The organism is Ruegeria sp. YTSC230 (assembly GCF_059609665.1).
Window position 1 is genome coordinate 58,661 of the sequence record NZ_JBXWMC010000003.1, and the last position, 20,352, is coordinate 79,012.

At 59.5% G+C, this 20,352-nt stretch carries 20 protein-coding genes; 16 read left to right on the top strand and 4 right to left on the bottom strand.

The window, feature by feature from the left end; translation table 11 throughout:
- Positions 1–62 precede the first annotated feature (62 nt).
- Entirely contained in the window at positions 63–1,319 is a 1,257-nt protein-coding gene (locus tag AC2FD9_RS07355) for an RsmB/NOP family class I SAM-dependent RNA methyltransferase (RefSeq protein ID WP_496760675.1), read from the bottom strand.
- 89 nt (positions 1,320–1,408) lie between these two features.
- Between AC2FD9_RS07355 and AC2FD9_RS07360 the strand changes: the two genes are divergently transcribed.
- Entirely contained in the window at positions 1,409–1,591 is a 183-nt protein-coding gene (locus AC2FD9_RS07360) for a DUF1674 domain-containing protein (RefSeq protein WP_058275228.1), read from the top strand.
- Positions 1,592–1,595: 4 nt separating this feature from the next.
- On the opposite strand, the gene AC2FD9_RS07365 is transcribed toward AC2FD9_RS07360, so the two are convergent.
- Positions 1,596–2,450: a LysR family transcriptional regulator gene (locus tag AC2FD9_RS07365; protein WP_496705643.1), complete on the bottom strand. Its 855-nt coding sequence runs from the start codon at positions 2,448–2,450 to the stop codon at positions 1,596–1,598.
- Between the two features lie 99 nt (positions 2,451–2,549).
- On the opposite strand from AC2FD9_RS07365, the gene tmpA reads away from it, so the two are divergent.
- From tmpA to AC2FD9_RS07385, 4 genes are all read left to right on the top strand, one after another.
- Positions 2,550–3,686, top strand: a complete 1,137-nt coding sequence (tmpA, locus tag AC2FD9_RS07370) for a 2-trimethylaminoethylphosphonate dioxygenase (RefSeq protein WP_496836128.1) — start codon at positions 2,550–2,552, stop codon at positions 3,684–3,686.
- Positions 3,683–4,273 carry a (R)-1-hydroxy-2-trimethylaminoethylphosphonate oxygenase gene (gene tmpB / locus AC2FD9_RS07375; RefSeq protein ID WP_496836129.1) on the top strand — a complete coding sequence of 197 codons (591 nt, stop codon included), beginning with the start codon at positions 3,683–3,685 and terminating at the stop codon, positions 4,271–4,273. Before tmpA ends, tmpB begins: the two co-directional genes overlap by 4 nt.
- On the top strand, positions 4,270–4,938 hold the full coding sequence (locus AC2FD9_RS07380) for an ureidoglycolate lyase (protein WP_496836131.1): 669 nt from the start codon (positions 4,270–4,272) through the stop codon (positions 4,936–4,938). Before tmpB ends, AC2FD9_RS07380 begins: the two co-directional genes overlap by 4 nt.
- 98 nt (positions 4,939–5,036) lie before the next feature.
- The gene (locus tag AC2FD9_RS07385; protein ID WP_496836132.1) at positions 5,037–5,897 is read left to right on the top strand and encodes a hypothetical protein; all 861 of its coding nucleotides are present in this window, start codon (positions 5,037–5,039) and stop codon (positions 5,895–5,897) included.
- 6 nt (positions 5,898–5,903) lie between these two features.
- On the opposite strand, the gene dapB is transcribed toward AC2FD9_RS07385, so the two are convergent.
- Positions 5,904–6,713 carry a 4-hydroxy-tetrahydrodipicolinate reductase gene (gene dapB / locus AC2FD9_RS07390; RefSeq protein WP_496836134.1) on the bottom strand — a complete coding sequence of 270 codons (810 nt, stop codon included), beginning with the start codon at positions 6,711–6,713 and terminating at the stop codon, positions 5,904–5,906.
- Positions 6,714–6,804: 91 nt separating this feature from the next.
- Here dapB and rbfA point away from each other — a divergent pair, with 91 nt between their 5' ends.
- The 7 genes from rbfA to AC2FD9_RS07425 all read left to right on the top strand — a co-directional run bounded on the left by rbfA (position 6,805) and on the right by AC2FD9_RS07425 (position 11,591).
- Complete coding sequence (gene rbfA / locus AC2FD9_RS07395; protein WP_058274960.1) at positions 6,805–7,200, top strand: 30S ribosome-binding factor RbfA; 396 nt, start codon at positions 6,805–6,807, stop codon at positions 7,198–7,200.
- Entirely contained in the window at positions 7,197–7,934 is a 738-nt protein-coding gene (locus tag AC2FD9_RS07400) for a phosphodiester glycosidase family protein (RefSeq protein ID WP_496836135.1), read from the top strand. Before rbfA ends, AC2FD9_RS07400 begins: the two co-directional genes overlap by 4 nt.
- 60 nt (positions 7,935–7,994) lie before the next feature.
- The gene (gene truB, locus AC2FD9_RS07405) at positions 7,995–8,900 is read left to right on the top strand and encodes a tRNA pseudouridine(55) synthase TruB (protein ID WP_496836136.1); all 906 of its coding nucleotides are present in this window, start codon (positions 7,995–7,997) and stop codon (positions 8,898–8,900) included.
- A 21-nt stretch (positions 8,901–8,921) separates the two neighbouring features.
- Entirely contained in the window at positions 8,922–9,425 is a 504-nt protein-coding gene (locus AC2FD9_RS07410) for a DUF1643 domain-containing protein (RefSeq protein ID WP_496836137.1), read from the top strand.
- Between the two features lie 95 nt (positions 9,426–9,520).
- The gene (locus tag AC2FD9_RS07415; RefSeq protein WP_496836138.1) at positions 9,521–10,528 is read left to right on the top strand and encodes a calcium-binding protein; all 1,008 of its coding nucleotides are present in this window, start codon (positions 9,521–9,523) and stop codon (positions 10,526–10,528) included.
- Positions 10,529–10,671: 143 nt separating this feature from the next.
- Positions 10,672–10,941 carry a 30S ribosomal protein S15 gene (rpsO, locus tag AC2FD9_RS07420; RefSeq protein ID WP_039543122.1) on the top strand — a complete coding sequence of 90 codons (270 nt, stop codon included), beginning with the start codon at positions 10,672–10,674 and terminating at the stop codon, positions 10,939–10,941.
- Between the two features lie 224 nt (positions 10,942–11,165).
- Positions 11,166–11,591 (top strand): VOC family protein, encoded by a 426-nt coding sequence (locus tag AC2FD9_RS07425; protein ID WP_282152321.1) that lies wholly within the window; start codon positions 11,166–11,168, stop codon positions 11,589–11,591.
- 45 nt (positions 11,592–11,636) lie between these two features.
- Here AC2FD9_RS07425 and AC2FD9_RS07430 read toward each other — a convergent pair whose 3' ends face one another.
- Entirely contained in the window at positions 11,637–12,605 is a 969-nt protein-coding gene (locus tag AC2FD9_RS07430) for a LysR family transcriptional regulator (protein ID WP_496697204.1), read from the bottom strand.
- Between the two features lie 80 nt (positions 12,606–12,685).
- On the opposite strand from AC2FD9_RS07430, the gene AC2FD9_RS07435 reads away from it, so the two are divergent.
- The 4 genes from AC2FD9_RS07435 to AC2FD9_RS07450 are packed head-to-tail and all read left to right on the top strand — an operon-like array spanning position 12,686 to position 20,278.
- A complete protein-coding gene (locus AC2FD9_RS07435; RefSeq protein WP_496836139.1) occupies positions 12,686–14,215 on the top strand; it encodes a trimethylamine methyltransferase family protein in 1,530 nt (509 codons plus the stop codon).
- The gene (locus tag AC2FD9_RS07440; RefSeq protein WP_496836140.1) at positions 14,215–16,581 is read left to right on the top strand and encodes a GcvT family protein; all 2,367 of its coding nucleotides are present in this window, start codon (positions 14,215–14,217) and stop codon (positions 16,579–16,581) included. The genes AC2FD9_RS07435 and AC2FD9_RS07440 overlap by 1 nt, the downstream gene beginning before the upstream one ends.
- On the top strand, positions 16,578–18,956 hold the full coding sequence (locus AC2FD9_RS07445; RefSeq protein WP_496836141.1) for a GcvT family protein: 2,379 nt from the start codon (positions 16,578–16,580) through the stop codon (positions 18,954–18,956). The genes AC2FD9_RS07440 and AC2FD9_RS07445 overlap by 4 nt, the downstream gene beginning before the upstream one ends.
- Positions 18,953–20,278, top strand: coding sequence for an aspartate aminotransferase family protein (locus tag AC2FD9_RS07450; protein WP_496836143.1), 1,326 nt, complete (start codon positions 18,953–18,955; stop codon positions 20,276–20,278). Before AC2FD9_RS07445 ends, AC2FD9_RS07450 begins: the two co-directional genes overlap by 4 nt.
- The last annotated feature ends 74 nt before the right edge of the window (positions 20,279–20,352 follow it).

Sequence of the window (20,352 nt, forward strand, 5' to 3'; positions counted from 1 at the left end):
TGCTGGCGCCTGAGACCCAACGATAGACCGGGGCGATCGTCAAGTCATCGAAAAGCGTGCTTCTACGCCGATTTGTTCAAGCGTGCGATGTAGAACCCATCCATTCCACCAAGATCAGCCCAGTAATCGGGCCGCAGACGCAGGCCGCCTTCCTCGGTGATCCATTCGGACTCGATTCCGGCAATGGTCAAAGCCGCCCGATCCACCGACATATCGGGGTGTTGGTCCAGCGCTTCTTCGACCTGCACCTCGCCCTCATCCGGCAGGAGAGAACAAGTGCAATAGACCAGCCGCCCGCCGGGTTTCAGCAAGCTCCAGGCGTGGGCCAGCATCCGGGCCTGCAGCTCGATCAGCTCACCGAATTCCGATCCGTCTTTGGCAAAAGGCAAGTCAGGGTGCCTGCGGATCGTTCCCGTGGCAGAACACGGCGCGTCCAAAAGGATGGCGTCATACTGGCCCTGATGTTCAAGCGCGTCGCCCGCGACGACAGTGGCTTTCAGCCCGGTGCGTTTGAGGTTCTCATGCACCCGCGCCAATCGCGTTTCCGAAACGTCGAGCGCCGTAACATCGGCCCCAGCCGCCGCTAGTTGCAGTGTTTTTCCACCCGGAGCGGCGCAAAGGTCGAGGATCTTTTCGCCCAATTTCGGGGCAAGTATGCACACTGGAATAGCGGCCGCCGCGTCCTGCACCCACCAATCACCTTTGCCATAGCCCGGAAGGGCAGTGACCTGACCGGCATCATGCAGCCGCGTCGAACCGGTCGGCAGGACTTCACCCGGTCCGCTGGCACCCGGCTTCACAGTCAGGTCAAGCGGTGCGCCGGCAAATTGCACCTTTTCCATTCCCGCGATTGCATCCTCCCCCCAGGCCATGATCAGCGGATCACGCAGCCATTCGGGCAAACGCGGCACGCGCATTTTGGGCCATGCTTCGGGCCCTTCGGCGGCCACTTTACGCAACACGGCATTCACCAGGCCTTTCAGCCGTCCGTGCTTGCGTGAACGCCCTACAATGTCGACCATTGAATTCACCACACCATGTGCCGCTTCACCGTGGCACAGCTCGACCGCGCCAAGGCGCAGGGCATTATGCACAGTCAAAGCGGGGGTACGGTTCAGGTGGTTTTCCAGCAGACGATCCGCACGCTCCAACCCGCGCAAGGTTTCCAGCGTCAGACGTTGCGCCCGCGCGCGATCTTCAGGGGCCAACCGGTCCAGCGCACCGGCGGCCAGACATTCGGACAGCAGGCGTCCTTCGCCCAGTATCTGATCCAGCAGATAGATTGCGCTGCGTCGGGCGGCTGTTGCGTTGTCGGACATGGAATCGCCTTTGAATAAATCCTCGCCCGCATTGCCAATGGCGGACGCGGGCGTATATCAAGCCCATGCACGGAAAGGAACCCGAAGTCATGAGTGACGACCGCAAAGACCTGCCGCCTGCCGCCCAGCGCGCCTTGGCCGAAGCCGAAGAGCGCCGTCGCAAGGCCGAGGCCAAAGCGAAAGAGATGCCAAGGGAACTGGGCGGTCGCGACGGTCCCGACCCGGCCCGCTATGGCGATTGGGAGAAGAAAGGCATCGCGATCGATTTCTGATCGCCTATCCTCGCAGAGCTTCCAGAAAATCCGCTATCAGAGCGCGCTGCTTCTTTGATTTCGCCCGTTCTTCCGGCCATGTCAGCCAATACCCATCCTTCGTTTTCAGCTCGGGCAGGTGCAACCGGCGCAACCGTCCGTCCTGTAGATCCGCCTTGGCCAGTGGCACCGACCCCAACGCTACGCCCATGCCCTGACGTGCCGCGGACAACGCGTGTTCCATTGAATCGAAGCTGATGGTCGACGTCGTCACATCGCCCTGCTCTGCCTTTCGCGCCCAATCTCGCCACCCCGGCCGTTCTCCGCGCAGATCAATCAAAGGCGCCCCCCATTCAACACCCGGAGCCGCCATCGGCACCAACACTTCGGCTGCGATCAATTCGGAATCCCGCCCGGGCCAGGCATCGCGACCATAGCGGATTTGCAGCCATGTCCGCTCTTCATCCAGCGATGACCGCCGCGCCACGGAATCGGTCAGGACACGCACCTTTGGCTGCACCTCCTGAAACCGGGAAAGACTTGGCACCACAAGCGCATGGATGTGCGATGACAAACCGGCCACCCGCAATTCGCGGGGGGATTTTCCAAACAGATCCTCGGTATTGCGTTCAAGCGCCTGCAAACTGTCTTGCACCAGTGGCAGATAGCTTTCCCCTTCGACAGTCAATGACACGCCACGTGCCTCACGCACAAACAACGTGCGCCCAAGCCAGGCCTCAAGGTTACCGATGCGCTGGCTTACCGCCGCTTGTGTCAGACCAAATTCCCTCGCCGCTGCCGAAAACCCGCCCAGACGCCCCGCCGCCTCGAAAACGCGCAGCCAGTCCAAGGGCGGCAACCCGATTTTTTTCTTAGCCATAAGTTTTTCCAAGCCTCAGCAGAAAGAAGGATTAATTGTCGTAATGCCACAAGAGGCGTATCTCCTCAACCAAAGCCCGCGCTGAACAGGAGACCCCCCATGCTGCGCTCTGCCACCCATGACGCCTCGGTTGTGACCGTAGAATTCGACACCGGCACAAAGGCTCGCTTTCACGCCATCTGGCTACGCGACAACGCGCTGGACCCCGAAACGCGCGCGCCCGGCAATGGCCAACGTCTGATCACCATCGGTGATATCCACTCAGACATTTCGGTTAGCGCCGCCGAAATCAGCAATGGTGATCTGACAGTCACCTTTCAGCCAGAAGGCAAGACCGTCACCTTTCCCGCCGGCTGGTTGGCCGAGCACAGCTATGACCGCGATCAAAACCGCCCCATGGGTCGGACGGCTCCCGACATCACCACCTGGGGACGCGGCATCGACGCGCCCAGCGCTGATTGGGATGAGGTCCACGCCAATCCCAGCGCCAAACGCGGATGGCTAGCTGCGGTGGCCGAATACGGCTTTGCCAAGCTGACCGGCGGCCCGACCGAACCGGAATCCCTGCTGAAAGTCGCCGATCTGTTCGGCTATGTGCGCGAAACCAACTATGGCCCCTATTTTGAGGTCCGAACCGAGGTGAACCCGACCAACCTCGCCTATACAGGCCTTGGTCTGCAGGCGCATACCGACAACCCCTATCGTGATCCGGTTCCGACGCTGCAAATTCTGTATTGCCTGGAAAACAGCGCCGAGGGTGGTGATTCCATCGTGGTTGACGGCTTCCGCGCTGCTGAAAAACTGCACGAACAGAACCCGGAAGGTTTTGCCTTGCTGGCATGCTACCCCGCCCGGTTCGAATACAAGGGCTCGGACGGTATCTGCCTACGGTCACGCCGCCCGATGATTGAGCTGTCACCGGATGGAGAATTGGTCGGTATCCGGTTCAACAACCGCTCATCCGCGCCGTTCGTCGACGTGCCGTTCGACCAGATGGAGGCCTATTACGCCGCCTATCGCCAATTGGGCGAGATCATCGACGACCCTGCCATGGGTGTGTCGTTCAAACTGGAACCAGGCGAGAGTTTCATCGTCGACAACACCCGCGTGCTGCACGCGCGTCTGGGCTATTCCGGTGCGGGGTCGCGCTGGTTGCAGGGCTGTTACGCCGACAAGGACGGGTTGCTGTCCACATTGGCCGCGATGGAAATGAGTCAACCGGAGGCCGCAGAATGAAGCCCGATTTCTCGACCCTGAGCCGGGACAATATCGTGGCTTTCATCGGCGATATCTTCGACCGCCGCGGCGGTGAGGAATATCTGGGTGAGCCCGTCACCATGGCTGAACACATGTTGCAAGGTGCAACGATCGCCGAGCAGAACGGCCAGCCCGAGGAAATCATCGTCGGCGCATTGCTGCACGATATCGGGCACTTCACATCCGAGTTCGGCACCTATCACCCGGATGACACCAAGGACCGTCATCACGAGGATGCAGGCGCTGAGGTGCTGGAACAGTTCTTCCCCTCGGTCATCACCGATTGCTGCCGCTATCACGTGGCAGCCAAGCGGTATCTCTGCGCCACCAAGCCTGAATATTACAACCGCTTGTCCACCGCTTCGGTCCATACGCTGGAATTGCAGGGCGGGCCGATGAGCGCTGAGGAGGTCGCAGAGTTCGAGAGTAATCCGAACCTGAAAGAGATCATTCAGGTGCGCTATCTGGACGAGGCAGGCAAGCGGGCTGACATGGAAACGCCGGATTTTACCCATTTCGCACCGATGGTACAGCGCATGGTCGACAGGCATCTGGGCACATCATGAGCGCGCCGGAATATATCTTCGAGGCCAGTTCAAAACCGTCCCTTCCCTGGCACGAGGTTCCGCTGATCCGGGCCACGGACACGTCGGTCAAAGGCTATGGCTGTCTGGTTGATGACCCCGATACCTTCGAGATTGAAATCGCTCGCTGGCCCCAACAGGGCTGGCGCCAGATTGACGAAGGCACCGGCGACGAGGGCGGCTGGGTCGAAGGCACGTTCAAATGCGATTGGCAGGGTGACGTGCTTTATGGTGAGAACGCGGCCGTCAAAGGCCACTATGTTCTGGGTTGGTCCGCTGATCCACAACAGGCGCAGACCGACCTGCAGACGGCACCGCGCGATCAGGTTCTACTGTGGCACATGAACTACCACCCCGATGGCGGGCAGATGTTCTGGCCGCTGGACAACAAGCCCTTCATCGTGCCTGTCGCCCTGCCCGGCGACAACCTGACGCCAGAAAAAGTGGTCGCATTCTGGTGTGACGGCACGCGTGGCCTCTATATTCATCCCGGCATCTGGCACGAAGGGATATTCCCCGTTGAAGACAACCAGCGCTTCCTTGATCGGCAGGGCCGAGTACACGCCCGGGTCAGCGCCGATATCGGCAAAGAGTTCGGCGTTTACCTTGCCTGCCCCTTGCGCGCGGACAAGATACGCGATCTGTAGCCCAACCTGTCGCTTCCGGGCGGCGCTTTTCAGATTCCCTTAACCTTTGCCGCAAACTTCTGCGATACTCTCCCTGTGTGCACACAAGGGAGGCGCAGATGGGATTGAACCGTCGGAAATTGGTACAACTAGGCACCGCAGCCACTGCGAGTGCGGCGTTGCCGCGATTTGCTGTCGGCGCAACTGGCCAGAATGAGGCGTTCGAGGCCGAGTTCGCCGAAACACTGGCTGGTCTCAAAGCCGCGTTCGCCAAGCTCGAGTTTTCCGAGTCACAACCTTTTTCTATTGTCACCGGGAACGTCGACTATAATGGCGGGCTGCGGCACGATTTCGAGCAAAAGAAATTGCAACCAAACGCTTTCGTCATACAACCGCTGGCTCGCGTCGCAGATGTGGAAGAAAAAAACCGCCCCGATGTCCTGCCCCTGTTTCACGAGGTTGGCTGCCATCCAGAAGACGCGGTCAGCGGGCGTGACACCACGGAACTTATGGTGCGTCTTCTGACTGAAGAGTTCAGCCTTGACCCATCCCGCATTGCTTTTGTCAGCGTGCCTCAGGCCGATGACGTGCGCCCGGTTCTGGATGGGATGAACTTGCCGTTCTCGCAAAAGGTCCTGCTGCGCGATGAGGCCGAGGCATTGGCCGCCCGCGACGCCTCAGGCTATTTCTTTCCAGATCCTTTTGGCGAGGATTATCTGGTCACGATGGGCGTTTATTACCGCGTCGGCAATCAAACTGAACCCGCACCCGAATCCTATCCACCATCTGCCAACTGGACCGAAATCGGAGAGATCATCATCGACGGCGCGGCCGCACCATTAGGCATATCAATCGGAGCTGAGCGTCTGACCTATGCGTTGACAGGTCAGTTCCCGACATGGGACCAGCGTTTGGATGCTCTCTTCGCGCATATCGACTTGGGACATGCAGAACCGCCGGGAATCGCCGCGTTCAGATAGGATCCCTTACAGCCCCAATACATCCACCATGTCATACTGACCGGGCGCTTTGCCCTGTCCCCACAGGGCCGCCTTCAAAGCGCCGCGGGCAAAGATGGCGCGGTCGGTGGCCAGATGGCGCAGGACGACGCGTTCTCCGGGGGCTGCGAACAGCACGTCGTGTTCGCCCACGATGTCACCACCGCGAATGGCATGGAACCCGATATCGCCCCGCTTGCGCGCGCCGGTGATTCCGTCGCGGCCCCGATCGGACACATCGGCCAGATCAACCCCGCGCCCTTCGGCGGCGGCCTCGCCCAGCATCAGTGCAGTACCCGAGGGCGCGTCGACTTTGTGGTGATGGTGCCCTTCGATGATCTCGATGTCGAAATCTTCATCCAGCGCTGCGGCGACCTTTTTGGTCAGCTGCACCAGCAGGTTGACGCCAAGGCTCATATTCCCTGCCCGCACGATGACCGCATGGCGAGAGGCCGGTTCCAGCGCTGCGATCTGCTCATCCGACATGCCGGTGGTACCAATCACGTGGACGCACCGTGCCTGCGCGGCCAGTGCCGCAAACTCCAGCGTCGCCTCGGGCGCCGTGAAATCGATCACCGCCTGCGCCTGCGAAAACGCCTCTAGCGGGTCGTCTGTGACGTTGACGCCCAGCGCCTGACCGCCCATCGCCTCGCCCACATCCTGACCGATCCAGTCATGGCCCGCCCGCTCAACAACACCAACCAAACGCGCCTGATCGCTGTCGGTGACGGTCTTGATCAGCATCTGCCCCATACGGCCCGAAGCCCCTGTGATGACGATCCCCGGAATATGGGTCATTGCGCTGGTCCTTTTGTTGAATTCGGCTCAAAGCCTCCTACCCCGTTCGCGCCCGCTTGGCAAAGCCCTGCTTTGGGCTTAGATCGGGGATATGGCAAAGAACAAATTCCACGATGGCCCCGGCCCGTCCCAACGACAGCTCCGTGTCGGCGAACTGATCCGCCGCACCCTGTCCGAGGTTCTGGCGCGCGGAGATGTCCACGACCCCGACCTGAACCGCATGTCAATCACCGTGGGTGAGGTGCGCACCTCGCCCGATCTGAAGATCGCCACCGCCTATGTGTTGCCCTTGGGCGGCAAGGGGCAGGAGGATGTGATCGCGCTGCTGGCCCGCAACAAGGGTGAATTGCGGCGGGCGGTCGGCAAGAAGGTCGGTCTGAAATTCTCACCCGATCTGCGGTTCCGGCTGGATGACACCTTTGACCGAATGGATGACACGCGCCGCATGTTCGATCAGGACGCGGTGCGCCGCGATCTGGACGAGTGATCCGCGCATTTGTCATTTTGGGCGCGGTCTTCTGGGCCGCGAAGGCCTCAGCGGTCACATGCGAGAAGGTGACCCATGAGGACAAGCGGTACACCATCTGCGAGGTGGATGCCGCCAGCGAAGAGTTGCGCCTCTTCCTCAATGATGAAGACGGTAAGGTGCTGGGCCATTTCTCATCGGTGAACGAGACCCTGGCCCTACAGGGAAAGCGTCTGGCATTTGCCATGAACGCGGGCATGTATCATGACGACCGCTCGCCCGTCGGGCATTATGTCGAAGGCGGCCAGGAACAGATGCGGGTGATCCCCAATGCCGGGCCGGGCAATTTCGGTTTGTTGCCGAACGGAGTGTTTTGCATCCGCGAAGGCCGCGCCGACGTGTTTGAGACATTGGATTATGTGGATCAGGCCCCGCAGTGCCGTTTCGCCACGCAATCCGGTCCTATGCTGGTCATCGACGGGGAATTGCACCCGCGATTCCTGCCCGATTCGACCTCGCGCTACGTGCGCAACGGCGTTGGTACAAGCGCGGATGGGGCACGGGCAGTATTCGCGATCTCGGATGACTATGTCACCTTTCACGAATTCGGCAGCCTGTTCCGCGATGGCCTTGAAACGCCGAATGCCCTGTTCTTCGACGGCAATATCTCTCGTATGTATGAACGCGCCGGAAATCGGTCGGATGTCGGGTTTTCGCTTGGCCCTATTGTAGGTGTGGTCGAAGATACGCCCTAAAATTGACAGTGGCAGAACGATCCGTTAGGTCGCGCGCCTCGGTAAGATTCAAGGTGTAGAATGGGACGCAAACGCAAGGGTCGCAACATTTCCGGTTGGCTGGTGGTGGACAAGCCCGCGGGCATGACCTCGACCGCTGTGGTCAACAAGGTTAGGTGGGCGATGGATGCCAAGAAAGCGGGTCATGCAGGCACGCTTGACCCCGAAGCAACCGGCGTTCTGGCCGTGGCTTTGGGCGAGGCGACCAAGACCGTTCCCTATATCACCGACGCGCTGAAGGCCTACACCTTCACGGTCCGTTTGGGTCAGGCGACCAACACCGACGATGCCGAGGGCGAAGTGATCGCACAAAGCGACGCGCGCCCTTCGGATGACGATATCAAAAAGGCGTTGACCCGGTTTCTGGGCGATATCATGCAGGTCCCGCCCAAATTCTCGGCCGTTAAGATTGACGGGCAACGGGCCTATAAATTGGCGCGAGACGGCGAAGACGTAGAGCTATCCGCCCGCCCGCTTTGGGTAGAAGAGTTGATTCTGGTCGACCGCCCCGACGAAGACCACGTCGTGCTAGAGATGACTTGCGGCAAGGGTGGCTATGTCCGCTCGATTGCCCGCGATCTGGGCGCGGCGCTGGGATGCCACGGCCACGTCAAAGTTCTTCGCCGCGTCTGGTCCGGCCCGTTCGAGGTTGAAGACGGGTTGAGCATCGAACAGATCGATGAAATGGCCAAGACAACCGCACTGGACGATTACCTGCACCCGCTGGAAACCGGCCTCGCCGATCTGCCTGAATTGAAATGCACACCCGAAGGTGCCACCCGCCTGCGCAACGGAAATCCGGGCATGGTTCTGGCCTCGGACGTGGAATACGGCGATGAAGCCTGGGCTTCGCTGGACGGCAAGGCCGTGGCGGTAGGGATCTACAAATCGGGCGAATTGCACCCCAGCCGGGTGTTCGTTACCTAAGCCACGTGCTAGGCGAAGGGCATGATTACCCGAACGCACACCAAGGGCGACGCGCCCTCAACCGCCATCTATTCCGACTGCGAGATGTATCGCTATAGCCTGACCCGTATCTGGGATCCTGCGGGGCGCAAAGCGCTGTTCGTGATGCTGAACCCGTCAACCGCGACCGAGGTTCAGAACGACCCGACGGTGGAACGCTGCGAGCGCCGCGCGCGGGCGCTGGGGTTCGGAGCGTTTCAGGTAACCAACATCTTCGCATGGCGCGACACCGACCCGCGCAAGATGCGCGCTGCTGCCGACCCGGTAGGACCCGAGAACGACGCGGCCATATTGGATGGTGTTCAATGGGCCGATCAGGTCATCGCCGCATGGGGCACCCATGGTGCACATCTGGACCGCGGCCCGGCGGTTGAGACGCTGCTGCGCGGCACCGGTCAGCAACTGTTTCATTTGGGGCTGACCAAGGCCGGACACCCCAAGCACCCGCTTTACATCGCCTATACCCAACAGCCCGAACCGTGGTGACCGACGGTTAACCACAAGTTCAGCTTGGCTTTGACCAACTGACTGATCACATGGGATATTTCGCCCTCGGAGCAGTGCGTTCTCGGAGGGTTGCCATGTTTCTGTTCGGATTGCTGAGCCTGGCCGCAATGGGCGGAGCAGCCTATGCGATGGGCGGTATTATCGAGGCTGACGACGACACCGAAGAAGACGAGATCATCGAAGATGAACCGCAAGAGGTCTCTGACGGCAGTTATCTTGAGATTGGTGAAAACATCGACGAAGTCGAAGAGTCCTCGACCGGGACCACAGTCTCGGAATTCGAAGGCGATTTGGTTGTGGCCGGGGACGACGACACAAACATTCTGGCCGGGCAAGATGGCGACGACCAGATCAACGGCTACGGCGGCGACGACACTGTGCTGGGGGGCATGGGCGATGACACCCTGCATGGCGGCGATGGCGTTGATACAATCCAGGGCGGCGAAGGCGATGATGTTTTGCATGGCGAAGGTAACGATGACGTCCTGTCCGGTGATGATGGCGACGACAAGCTTTTTGGTCATTTCGGCGACGACAGGCTGGACGGTGGCGATGGGGATGACGATTTGTACGGCGGTCAGGACAACGACACGCTGACCGGAGGCGCGGGCGCCGATGCGCTGCATGGGGGCTATGGCGACGATGAGCTTGCTGGTGGCGCAGGTGAAGACGTCTTGTTTGGCGGCGACGGTGACGACGTGCTGACCGGTGAGGATGGCGAAAACGAAGACTCCGTGGATTTTCTGAATGGCGGTGCCGGCGACGACATTATTGCTGTCCATAGCGGTGATATCGTGACCGGAGGCGAAGGCGCCGACAGCATCCACCTGAACCCCGAGGATGACGACGATGCCGTCAAGGTCATGGATTTTGAACCCGGGCAGGACAAGCTGTTGATCTCGTGGGAAGGCGAGGAATATCCGGAGATCAACATTGAAACAGACACTGAAAACGAAAACCTGACCCGTATCATGGTCGACGGACAAGACGTCGCCCAACTGCTGGGTGCCAAGGGGTTGACCCTGGACGATATCCAACTGATCAACGGTCAGGAACTGTCGCAGCTCAATGCGCTGAGTTGAAGCAATAGAATCTCTTTGCCATTTGCCTGAAATCCGCTTATACGCGCCCATCCGCATCGGAATCGGTGCGGTTTTCTCCATGGGCCTGTGCTGGACGACATCCCGGCCTGCGCCATCAACTCTAACCTTTAAAGGAGACCCCGATGTCGATTACTGCCGCTGAAAAAGCACGCGTCATGAAAGAATTCGGCACCAAGGACGGCGACACCGGTTCGCCAGAAGTCCAGGTTGCCATCCTGACCTCGCGCATCACCACCCTGACCGAGCACTTCAAGACCCACAAGAAAGACAACCACGGTCGTCGCGGTCTGCTGAAAATGGTCGCCCAGCGCCGTAAGCTGCTGGACTACCTGAAGGGCAAAGAAGAAGCGCGCTATCAGGACCTGATCAAAAAGTTGGGCATCCGTCGTTAATTTCGGATCTTACCGCTTTTGGATTTCGGACGCCCGCCCTAATTGGCGGGCGTTTTTTGTTGGATCAGGGAACGCGCGCTCGGAGTAGCGGTATGGTGGGGCTCAATCCGGCTTGCAGTTCACAAACTCTGTCGGCACTATCCCGGGACCTGATCAACAGCTGCTCAATACCTCAGTCCCCCAAGCACACATCCAATGTGTGACGACAAGTAAAATGGAACCAAATGAAGCTGGAATTTCATCATATTAACCTGGTGGCAGACGACGTTGACCGCCTACACGACTTTTATACAAACGTCTTGGGTTTGGGTGATATTCCGCAGCATAATTTCCCGCGCTCTGAAGCAACCGAAGACTCGGGTTATGACGGCCAAATCCGCTTTGCAACGGACGGCAGCATGCAGATGCACCTTGCGGAACGGGACTTTGACGTCGCTTTCAAAAATGATCAGGTCATCAATCCAGTGAGCCGCGGACACATTGCGTTCCGAACGGATGATCTTGCCGCGGTCTTGAGGATACTTGATGAAAACGCGGTTCCTTATTCGGACTATGGCACAGCCTTTTCGAAAGAGTGGCACCAAGTGTTCTTTCGCGACCCCGAAGGCAATGTTGTCGAAGTTCATCAACAGGTAGCGACTTTGGGCTAAAACTTAGCCCGAAGTTCCCCGCACTGTTCAGCTTGTGACGGCGCGCTAAACCATATCGTACTCTACGCTTTTGGCTCCGATGTCGCCCATGTGGCCGGTGATGCGCTGCACCAATTTCTGCCTGGACATGTCTGCAAGCGCCTCCGGAAAACTCTGAAGCTCTTCCTTTCTGGCGACAACTGTCAAAGTGCGTGAAAGGCCCGAGACCGGAAGATCTTTCAACTGCAGACTCATATTCTCGACCAAACCATCGATCAGCAATGTTGGCGTCAAAAGGCTGAACCCCTGACCTGCGGAAACACAGGACGTAACCATGCTGGAGCGGTCCGCCTGGATGACCTTGTCGGGCTCAAACCGCAATCGGCGCAGATGCTGCGCAATCTGGCGGCCCGCGTTGGTTGTATCTCCGAACCGCACCAGAGGAAGCCGCGTTTGGATCGCCTCCAGGCTGTCCGTCGGGCCGTCATATGTTTCTGGCAGGACCAGAAGGTATCGTTCGGTCAGAACGTGATGACGCTCCAGACCATCCATATCCAGAAACGGGTTAGATGTGATCGCGAGGTCCGCTTGTTTCGTCCGCAGCAGGTGTTCATGGTTACCGCTTTGACCGGCGTGCAAGGTGATATCTTCGACGTTGAACTCACGCTGCGCAAAATCGACCAAAGAGGGCGTCAGCGTTGTGGCGATTGAGGCTTGAATGCCGACTCGCAGCAGCGTCAGGGATTTCTGGCCAACGTGGCGCAGTTCCGTTTCCATGTCGGAAAGTGCATCCAGAATCTTCTGCGCTTTTCCATGCAAACGCGCACCCGCATAGGTCAGCCGTGCCGGACGTGTACTGCGATCCAGGAGCACAGTGCCGAAGGCCCTTTCCAACGCTGTGACGTGCTGGGACGCTGCTGGCTGCGACAGATTCAGAAGTTTTGCGCCCGCCCGCATCTGACCCGTTTCCGCAACGGCGACGAAAACCTCAAGTGAACGCATCAGACTTGGTGAGAGTTTACGATGATCCAGCATTGCTCATCCTTAGTATAAATAACTTTTATACTGTTGGAATTTTCTTGGTTTACGTCAAGCACTCGGTCAACGCTTTGACCATGACACGTTCGCGCTCATCTCGACGCCGCAGGGCCGCTGGATCTCGCACTCTTCCCGAGGCGCGCGCGCCGTTCATTCTGCGCAAACTTTCGACCTTCAATGTCCTCAGCGAGGCTGGCCTGCAACAGATCGAGGCCAATGCAGATACCATCCTTTCTGAAACCGGGATGGAGTTTCAGGACGACCCGGAAATCCTGAGCATTTTTGCCGATGAAGGCTGTGACGTCGACGGCTCTCGAGTTCGGTTCGCGCCGGGGTTCTGCCGCAAAACGATCATGGCAACCGCGCCAGCTCAGTTCGTTCAACATGCACGAAACCCGGCCAACAACGTTCAGCTGGGCGGCAACGCCAGCGTGCTATGCCCGGCCTGGGGTCCGCCCTTTGTGCACGATCTGGACCGCGGGCGGCGCTATGCCTCGCATCAGGACTTCGTCGATCTGGTCAAGCTGCATCACAGCCTGCCCTGGCTGCACCATTCGGGCGGCGTGGTCTGCGAACCGGTGGATTTACCGGCCAACAAACGCCATCTCGACATGCTTTATGGTCATATTCGCCACTCTGACCGCGCCTTTATGGGGGCCTTTATCGGGGCCGAACGCGCGGGCCACGCAATCGACATGGCACGGATTGTGTTCGGTGATGATTTCGTGGCGGAAAACGCCGTCCTGTATTGTGTCTCGAATACAAACGCGCCGTTGGTGATGGACAGTCACATGTCGGGCGCGTTGAAAACCTATGCCCGGGCCGGGCAACCGGTCGCTTGCACCCCCTGGGTTCTAACCGGGGCCATGTCGCCGTCCACCGTGGCAGGAACGTTGGCTCAGGTGTTGGCCGAGACCATGGCAGCGATGACGTTGACCCAACTGATAAACCCCGGGGCACCCTGCATGATGGGCAGTTTTGCCTCAACCATGTCGATGAAATCCGGTGCGCCCACTTTTGGTACGCCCGAAGCCGGGTTGATGGTTTTGGCGGCCGGACAGCTTGCCCGCAGGCTGGGGGTGCCACTGCACACGGTTGGCACGCTCAGCGCTTCAAAAGTTCCGGACGCTCAGAGCCAGCAAGAGGCTACATGGGGCCTGATGATGTCGATGTTCGCGGGTGCCAATCTGATCAACCATGCAACTGGATGGCTCGAAGGTGGGTTAGTGACCTCGTTCGAAAAAACGATCTTGGATCATGATCTGTGTGGCAAAGTCGGACGGTTCTTCGATGGAATCGACATGAGCGAGAATGCTCAGGCGATGGAGGCAATTGCCGCGACTGGACCGGGGCAGCACTTCCTAGGCTCTGAGCATACGCAGGCCAATTTCATGTCCGCATTGTTCCGGCCCTGGACCCCGGATGACAATTCATTCGAACAATGGCACGCGGCCGGAGAGTTGGATGCCGCAGCCCGCGCCAATGCAATCTGGAAAGAGCGGCTTGACGCATATCAAGATCCCGGCCTCAACTCCAACATCGACGCCGCGCTGCAGGACTATATCGCGCAGCGCAAGGCCGAGAAGCCAGATCAGGATTACTTCTGATGAGCCGTGTCTTGATCATCGGAGGTGGCGCTATTGGTCTGAGCCTGGCCTACCACCTGGCCAAACGCGGTTCGAATGACGTCACTGTTCTGGAGCGCAATCAGCTGACCTCGGGCACGTCCTGGCATGCGGCGGGGATTGTCGGCCCGCTGCGCGCAACGCCAAACATGACCCGATTGGCAATGGCCGCACTTGAGGTTTTTCCTACCCTTGAGGCCGAGACTGGCATGTCCACTGGATATCGCCAAACCTCTGGCTATTGGCTGGCCCGCGACCCTGCCCGCGTGGACGAGCTGCGCCGGATTGCGGATTTGGGCCAGACGCTGGGATTGACCCCACGCATGATCGAGGCCTCGGACGTGCCCCTGTCACACCTTGATCTGAGGAACCATGTCGGTGCGCTGCATGTGCCGCAAGACGCCAATGTGAATCCGGTCGATTTGTGCATGGCATACGCCAAAGGTGCACGGGATCGTGGCGTTTCAATCCGCGAACACACCGGGGTTCAGTCCCTGCGGAAAAAGGGTAAGCGGATCACGGGTGTAACTCTGACCGATGGGACGGAACTGGACGCCGATCAGGTCGTTCTTGCCACCGGCGCTTGGTCGCGTGAGCTGGCCGCCAATGTTGGCGTCGCGCTTCCATTACAGGCGGTCGAGCACATGTATGTTGTCACCGAACCCATGCCCGACCTGCCCAACCCGTTCCCGGTGATCCGAGATCTGGACCGGGGCATCTACATCAAGGGCGATGCGGGCAAGCTTGTGATCGGCGGCTTTGAACCCAACGCGAAATGCTGGGACGCCTACGGCCCCGAAGGCGACCGGCCCTTTCTTGAACTGGCTGAGGATTGGAATCAATTTGCCCCTTTCATGGAGGCCGCATTAGAGCTGTGCCCCAGCCTTGAAACGGTCGGCATTCAGCATTTCATGAATGGCCCGGAAAGCTTTACCGCGGACACAAGGCCGCTTGTTGGTGAAACCTCGGTCGATGGATTGTTTGTGGCTGCGGGTATGAACTCGGTCGGGGTCATGTCTTCGGCGGGGATTGGGCGGGCGCTGGCGGATTGGATGGTCGACGGCCACCCCACGATGGACATGTGGGAGGTCGATGTCGCCCGGGTCGATCCGAACACAGCCAGCACCGAACATATGACCGACCGAATGGAAGAGGCGGTTGCCGATCTCTTTGCCCTTCATTGGCCATATAAACAGCCCAAGTCGGGCCGAGGTCTGCGCACCACAGCGCTGCACGATTTCTGGGCTGAGGCTGGGGCGCATTTTGGCCTGACGGCCGGTTGGGAACGCGGGCTGTATTACGGACCGGCACAGCCCTATTCGACAACAGATCAGGGGTGGTGGCCGCTGGTTGAGGCCGAAGCGGCAGTCTTGGATCAGGGCACTGCGCTGATTGACCTAAGCCCGTTTACCAAACTGGAAATCACCGGGCCGGATGCTCTGAAGGCATTGAACCACCTGACAACCGCGCAGATGGACGTGCCCATTGGTCGGGCTGTCTATACGCAGATACTTAACGCGCGCGGTGGGATCGAAATGGATGTGACCATCACGCGGTTGGGTAGGGATGCGTTTCATCTAACCTCGGGCGCCGCCACGCGGATGCGCGATCGGGTGTTCCTGCGCAGGCATTTGAAGGGCGATGTGTCTGTAAAGGATTTGACCGAAGCATTCTGCACAATCGGTGTAATGGGAGGTGGCAGTCGGACGCTGCTACAGGGTCTTGGCAGCCTTCCAGAAATGGCATTTGGCCATGCCGCCACCGTCAAACTGGCAGGCATTACTTGCCGCGCCACGCGCGTAAGCTTTGTCGGAGAGTTGGGCTGGGAATTGACCATGCCCAACGCTCAGGCCGCTCAACTGTTCGCTGCACTGCACGGGGCAGGCGCGCGCCCGCTGGGCCACTATGCGGTGGATGCCTGCCGGTTGGAGAAGGGCTTCAAACACTGGGGGCATGAACTTGGCCCCAAGATCACTCCGCTGGAAGCCGGTCTGGGGTTCACCATCGACTGGTCCAAGGAGTTTCAGGGCAAAGCGGCGCTGGAACAGCAAAAGTCCAACGGCTTGCAACAGCGCCTGATCCTTCTGCAGGTTCACGGCAATGCCCTGATGTTGCATGACGAACCGGTGTTCGAGAACGGCATCCATGTCGGGCTCACAACCTCGGGCGGGCGCGGGCCGCGTACGGGGCTGAACCTGTGTTTTGCCATGGTCGCGGTCCAATCGGGCGAGACGTTGACCCAGATATGCGATCGAAATTTCGCGGTTCGGGTTGCTGGGCAGGACTATCTGGCGCAGCCCTTGCGACGTCCGCCCTTTGATCCCTCAGGCGAAAGGATGCGCGCATGATCAAGGCGCAGGTTGTCATCATCGGTGGCGGCGCGATGGGCGTGTCGCTGATGTATCATCTGATCAAGGCGGACTGGTCCGATGTCCTGCTGGTCGAGAAAAACGACCTGACCCATGGTTCGACATGGCACGCGGCGGGACTGTGCACCCATTTCGCGCATAATCCCACCATTCAGGAATTGCGCGCCACCTCTGTTCGGCTTTACCGCGATATACTTCCGCGGGAAACCGGACGCGATTGCGGCTTTCACCGCTCTGGCGCGATGCGGATTACCCGCAACCCCGACCGAATGGATGAGTTCCGCCATGTGGCCGGTCTGTCCGAATTCACCGGCTACCCGCTGGAGGTCCTGACGCCCGACCGGATCGCCGAGCTCTTCCCTCTGGCCAAACTGGATGGGCTGATCGGCGGGATCTATGAACCTGATGACGGCCATGTAGACCCTACGCTGGCGACCCACGCAATGGCTGAGGTTGCCCGGCGTGGCGGAGCTCGGATCATACGCAATTGCGCAGTCACCGCGATTGAGCGTCAGCAGGATCATTGGCGGATTGAGACTACGAAGGAGATCATAGAAACCACCCACGTGGTCAACGCCGCAGGCACCTGGGGCTGGGAAATCGGGCATATGATGGGACTCAACATCCCGTCTGTTCCGGTGCTGCACCAATACCTGGTGACGGACACGGTGGCGGCCGTATCGTCCCGGATCAAAGAGGGTCTGCCCGAACTGCCGATCATCCGCGACCCTGAAGAAAGCTGGTATGTACGGCAAGAGCGCGATGGGCTGATCCTGGGGCCTTATGAAACGGACGCCAAGGTCTGGTCCGTTGATGGTGTGCCGCCGGAGTTTGGCGCGGACCTGATGCCGCCGGATCTCGATAGTGTGGAACACATCATACTGGCCGCAATGGAGCGCATACCCGCGCTGGAGACCGGCGGCGTCAAGTCGGTGATCAACGGGCCGATTACCTTCACCCCGGATGGAAATCCATTGATCGGACCTGCACACGGGCTGGAAAACGCGTGGCTTTTGACTGGCTCGTCCATGGGGGTGATGGAAGGTGGTGGCGCAGGTTGGTTCCTGGCCCATTGGATGACCCACGGCGCGCCGCCGATGGATGCGCTGGCGGTGGACTCGCGCCGCTTTGGGTCCTGGGCAGATCGTGATTATCGGGTTGCCAAAGCCGTCGAGTGTTTCGGCCTGCAATTCGGCGTGCACTATCCGCATGAGGAACGGCCCGCAGGGCGCGGCCTGCGGCCGTCCCCGCTGCACGACCTGATGGTCAAACTTGGCGCGGTGATGGGAGCGGCTTATGGGTGGGAGCGTCCGAACTGGTTCTCAAACACGCCCGGAGCAATCGCTGATGAAACCTTCCGCCGCGCCAATTGGTTTGAACCCGTGGCGCAAGAGGTCGAGGCCGCGCACAACCGCGTCGCCATGGCGGACCTGTCGGTGTTTTCAAAATTCGACGTTACCGGCCCCGATGTTGCGGCCTTCCTGCAAGCATTAGGCGCAAACCGCGCGACCCCGCAGGGCCGGATCGGCCTGACCCATGCACTGACCCCTGCAGGTGGTGTGCTGTCGGAATTCACCGTCACCCGCTTGGCCGAGGGTCACGCCTATCTGACCAGCGCTGCCGCAGCCGAGCAGATCGACTATAATCTTCTGACGCAGGTTGCCAAAGGCTTTGACGTCACCGTTCGAAACGTCACCGAGGATCTGGCAGTTATCGGCGTCATGGGGCCCAAATCCGCCGATGTGTTGCCCGAGTTGAACCATATGCCATGGCTCACCGCGCAAGAGATCCATGTAGCGGGGTTTCCCCTGCGCGCCTTGCGAGTGTCCTATCTGGGCGAATGCGGTTGGGAACTGCACGTGGCTAAAGAACATGCCGTGCAACTTTTCATGACGCTTGAAGAGATCGCCAAACCTCATGGTCTGGGATTCTACGGGGCCTATGCCGCAAACTCCATGCGCCTCGAAAAGGGTTATCGCGGCTGGGGCAGTGACCTAACGACCGAACGCAGCCCGCTTGAGGCTGGCCTATCTTCATTTGTCAGAAAGGACCTGCGTGACAGGCTAGCCCGAGACAACCCGTGGGACATGGTGCTGCTTGAGGTCGAGGCCGGCGAGATAGATCCGTTCTACGCGCACACGATCTGGAAAGACGAACTGCCGGTGGGGATCGCCTCCTCGGGTGCATATGGCCACCGGACCGGGAAAGTTCTGACCTTGGCCTATCTGCGCGACCCGACCGCGCGCGAGAGGCTGACCATCTCAATACTGGGCCAGCATCGTCCGGCAACGATCCTGCCTGAGCCCCCCTTTGACCCCGATAACTCACGCCTGAAAACCGGAGGTTCCAAATGACCGACCACCCCCTTCACACCGACTGGAACTTCTCGAAAACAGCCGCGCGACGGGACCAGTATTATGCCGCCTCGCTGACGCGCTTTACCCCGTTTCGCGAACCGATCGTTTTCAAGAAAGGTCAGGGCCAATACCTTTGGGATACGGAGGGGCGGAAATACACTGATATGTTGGGCATGAATGTCTGTATCTCGGTCGGACATTCGCATCCGCGCGTGGTGGCAGCGGCGACCGCGCAAGCGCAAGAACTGACCCATTGCACGACAATGTTCTATCACCCGACACCTGCGCATCTGGCCGAAGAATTAGCCGCGACGATGCCCAAAGGACATGACTGGGTGGTACATCTGACCAACTCAGGGTCCGAGGCGGTTGATCTGGCGATGACCATGGCGCGCACTTATACCGGCAATCTGGATTTGCTTGCCTTGCGCACCGCTTATCACGGGCCAACGGCAGCAGCCCAGTCGATCACCGGTATCTCGGGCTGGCGTCACCCGGGCATGCCCGGCAATGTGGCGTTTGTGCCTGAACCCAACCAATACCGCGGTATCTTTGGGCCGGGCACGCAGCCCTATCTGGATGAGATCGATCGCACAATCGCCACAGCCACATCCGGCAATGTGGCGGGCATCTTTGTCGAAAGCGTGCAGGGCTATGGCGGCATCATCGAAATGCCGCCCGGTTATATGTCCGGCGCAGCCGAACGCGTGCGCGCGGCAGGAGGTCTCTATATCGCGGATGAGGTACAATCCGGCTTTGGCCGCACTGGCGAAAACTTCTGGGGGTTTGAAGCGGACGGCGTCGTGCCCGACATCGGCGTCATGGCAAAAGGTCTTGGAAATGGCTTCCCGATCGGGGCGGTTGTGGCCAAGAAGCATATCGCCGAACCCATGGCAGAGAGGTTTATGTTCCACACCTATGGTGCCAACCCGACCTCGGCTGCGGCAGCCCGTGCGGTTCTTGCGGTCATGCGGGACGAAGGGTTGCAGGAAAACGCCCGTGTTGTGGGGGCCGCCTTGCTGGAAAGGCTGCATGGCTTGAAAGACAAGTATCAGGTCATCGGCGATGTTCGCGGGAAGGGCCTTATGCTTGCGCTGGAATTCGTGAAAGACCGGGATAGCAAAACGCCGGACAAGGACATGACCACAGAGGTTTTCGAAGCCTGCCGCGCACAAGGAATTATCCTGTCAAAGTCCGGTCCGTTTCAACAATGCCTGCGGATGGTGCCACCGCTGTGTTTGTCGTTGGACGACGTGGATCAGGTGGCGAACAGTCTTGATCAAGCGCTCGAAACTGCAGTGAGTGTCGCGGAAGTCTAAGCTACAGGGCCTTTAGCCTTCGCCTTGCTTTTTGTCCGCGAAGTATCCGGGCTTTTTCGGTTGTCCGGCGACAA

Coding starts and splice junctions, on each gene's coding strand:
- AC2FD9_RS07355 (WP_496760675.1), bottom strand. CDS start 1,319: ATGTCCGACAACGCAACAGCCGCCCGACGCAGCGCAATCTATCTGCTG.
- AC2FD9_RS07360 (WP_058275228.1), top strand. CDS start 1,409: ATGAGTGACGACCGCAAAGACCTGCCGCCTGCCGCCCAGCGCGCCTTG.
- AC2FD9_RS07365 (WP_496705643.1), bottom strand. CDS start 2,450: ATGGCTAAGAAAAAAATCGGGTTGCCGCCCTTGGACTGGCTGCGCGTT.
- tmpA (WP_496836128.1), top strand. CDS start 2,550: ATGCTGCGCTCTGCCACCCATGACGCCTCGGTTGTGACCGTAGAATTC.
- tmpB (WP_496836129.1), top strand. CDS start 3,683: ATGAAGCCCGATTTCTCGACCCTGAGCCGGGACAATATCGTGGCTTTC.
- AC2FD9_RS07380 (WP_496836131.1), top strand. CDS start 4,270: ATGAGCGCGCCGGAATATATCTTCGAGGCCAGTTCAAAACCGTCCCTT.
- AC2FD9_RS07385 (WP_496836132.1), top strand. CDS start 5,037: ATGGGATTGAACCGTCGGAAATTGGTACAACTAGGCACCGCAGCCACT.
- dapB (WP_496836134.1), bottom strand. CDS start 6,713: ATGACCCATATTCCGGGGATCGTCATCACAGGGGCTTCGGGCCGTATG.
- rbfA (WP_058274960.1), top strand. CDS start 6,805: ATGGCAAAGAACAAATTCCACGATGGCCCCGGCCCGTCCCAACGACAG.
- truB (WP_496836136.1), top strand. CDS start 7,995: ATGGGACGCAAACGCAAGGGTCGCAACATTTCCGGTTGGCTGGTGGTG.
- AC2FD9_RS07410 (WP_496836137.1), top strand. CDS start 8,922: ATGATTACCCGAACGCACACCAAGGGCGACGCGCCCTCAACCGCCATC.
- AC2FD9_RS07415 (WP_496836138.1), top strand. CDS start 9,521: ATGTTTCTGTTCGGATTGCTGAGCCTGGCCGCAATGGGCGGAGCAGCC.
- rpsO (WP_039543122.1), top strand. CDS start 10,672: ATGTCGATTACTGCCGCTGAAAAAGCACGCGTCATGAAAGAATTCGGC.
- AC2FD9_RS07425 (WP_282152321.1), top strand. CDS start 11,166: ATGAAGCTGGAATTTCATCATATTAACCTGGTGGCAGACGACGTTGAC.
- AC2FD9_RS07430 (WP_496697204.1), bottom strand. CDS start 12,605: ATGCTGGATCATCGTAAACTCTCACCAAGTCTGATGCGTTCACTTGAG.
- AC2FD9_RS07435 (WP_496836139.1), top strand. CDS start 12,686: ATGACACGTTCGCGCTCATCTCGACGCCGCAGGGCCGCTGGATCTCGC.
- AC2FD9_RS07440 (WP_496836140.1), top strand. CDS start 14,215: ATGAGCCGTGTCTTGATCATCGGAGGTGGCGCTATTGGTCTGAGCCTG.
- AC2FD9_RS07445 (WP_496836141.1), top strand. CDS start 16,578: ATGATCAAGGCGCAGGTTGTCATCATCGGTGGCGGCGCGATGGGCGTG.
- AC2FD9_RS07450 (WP_496836143.1), top strand. CDS start 18,953: ATGACCGACCACCCCCTTCACACCGACTGGAACTTCTCGAAAACAGCC.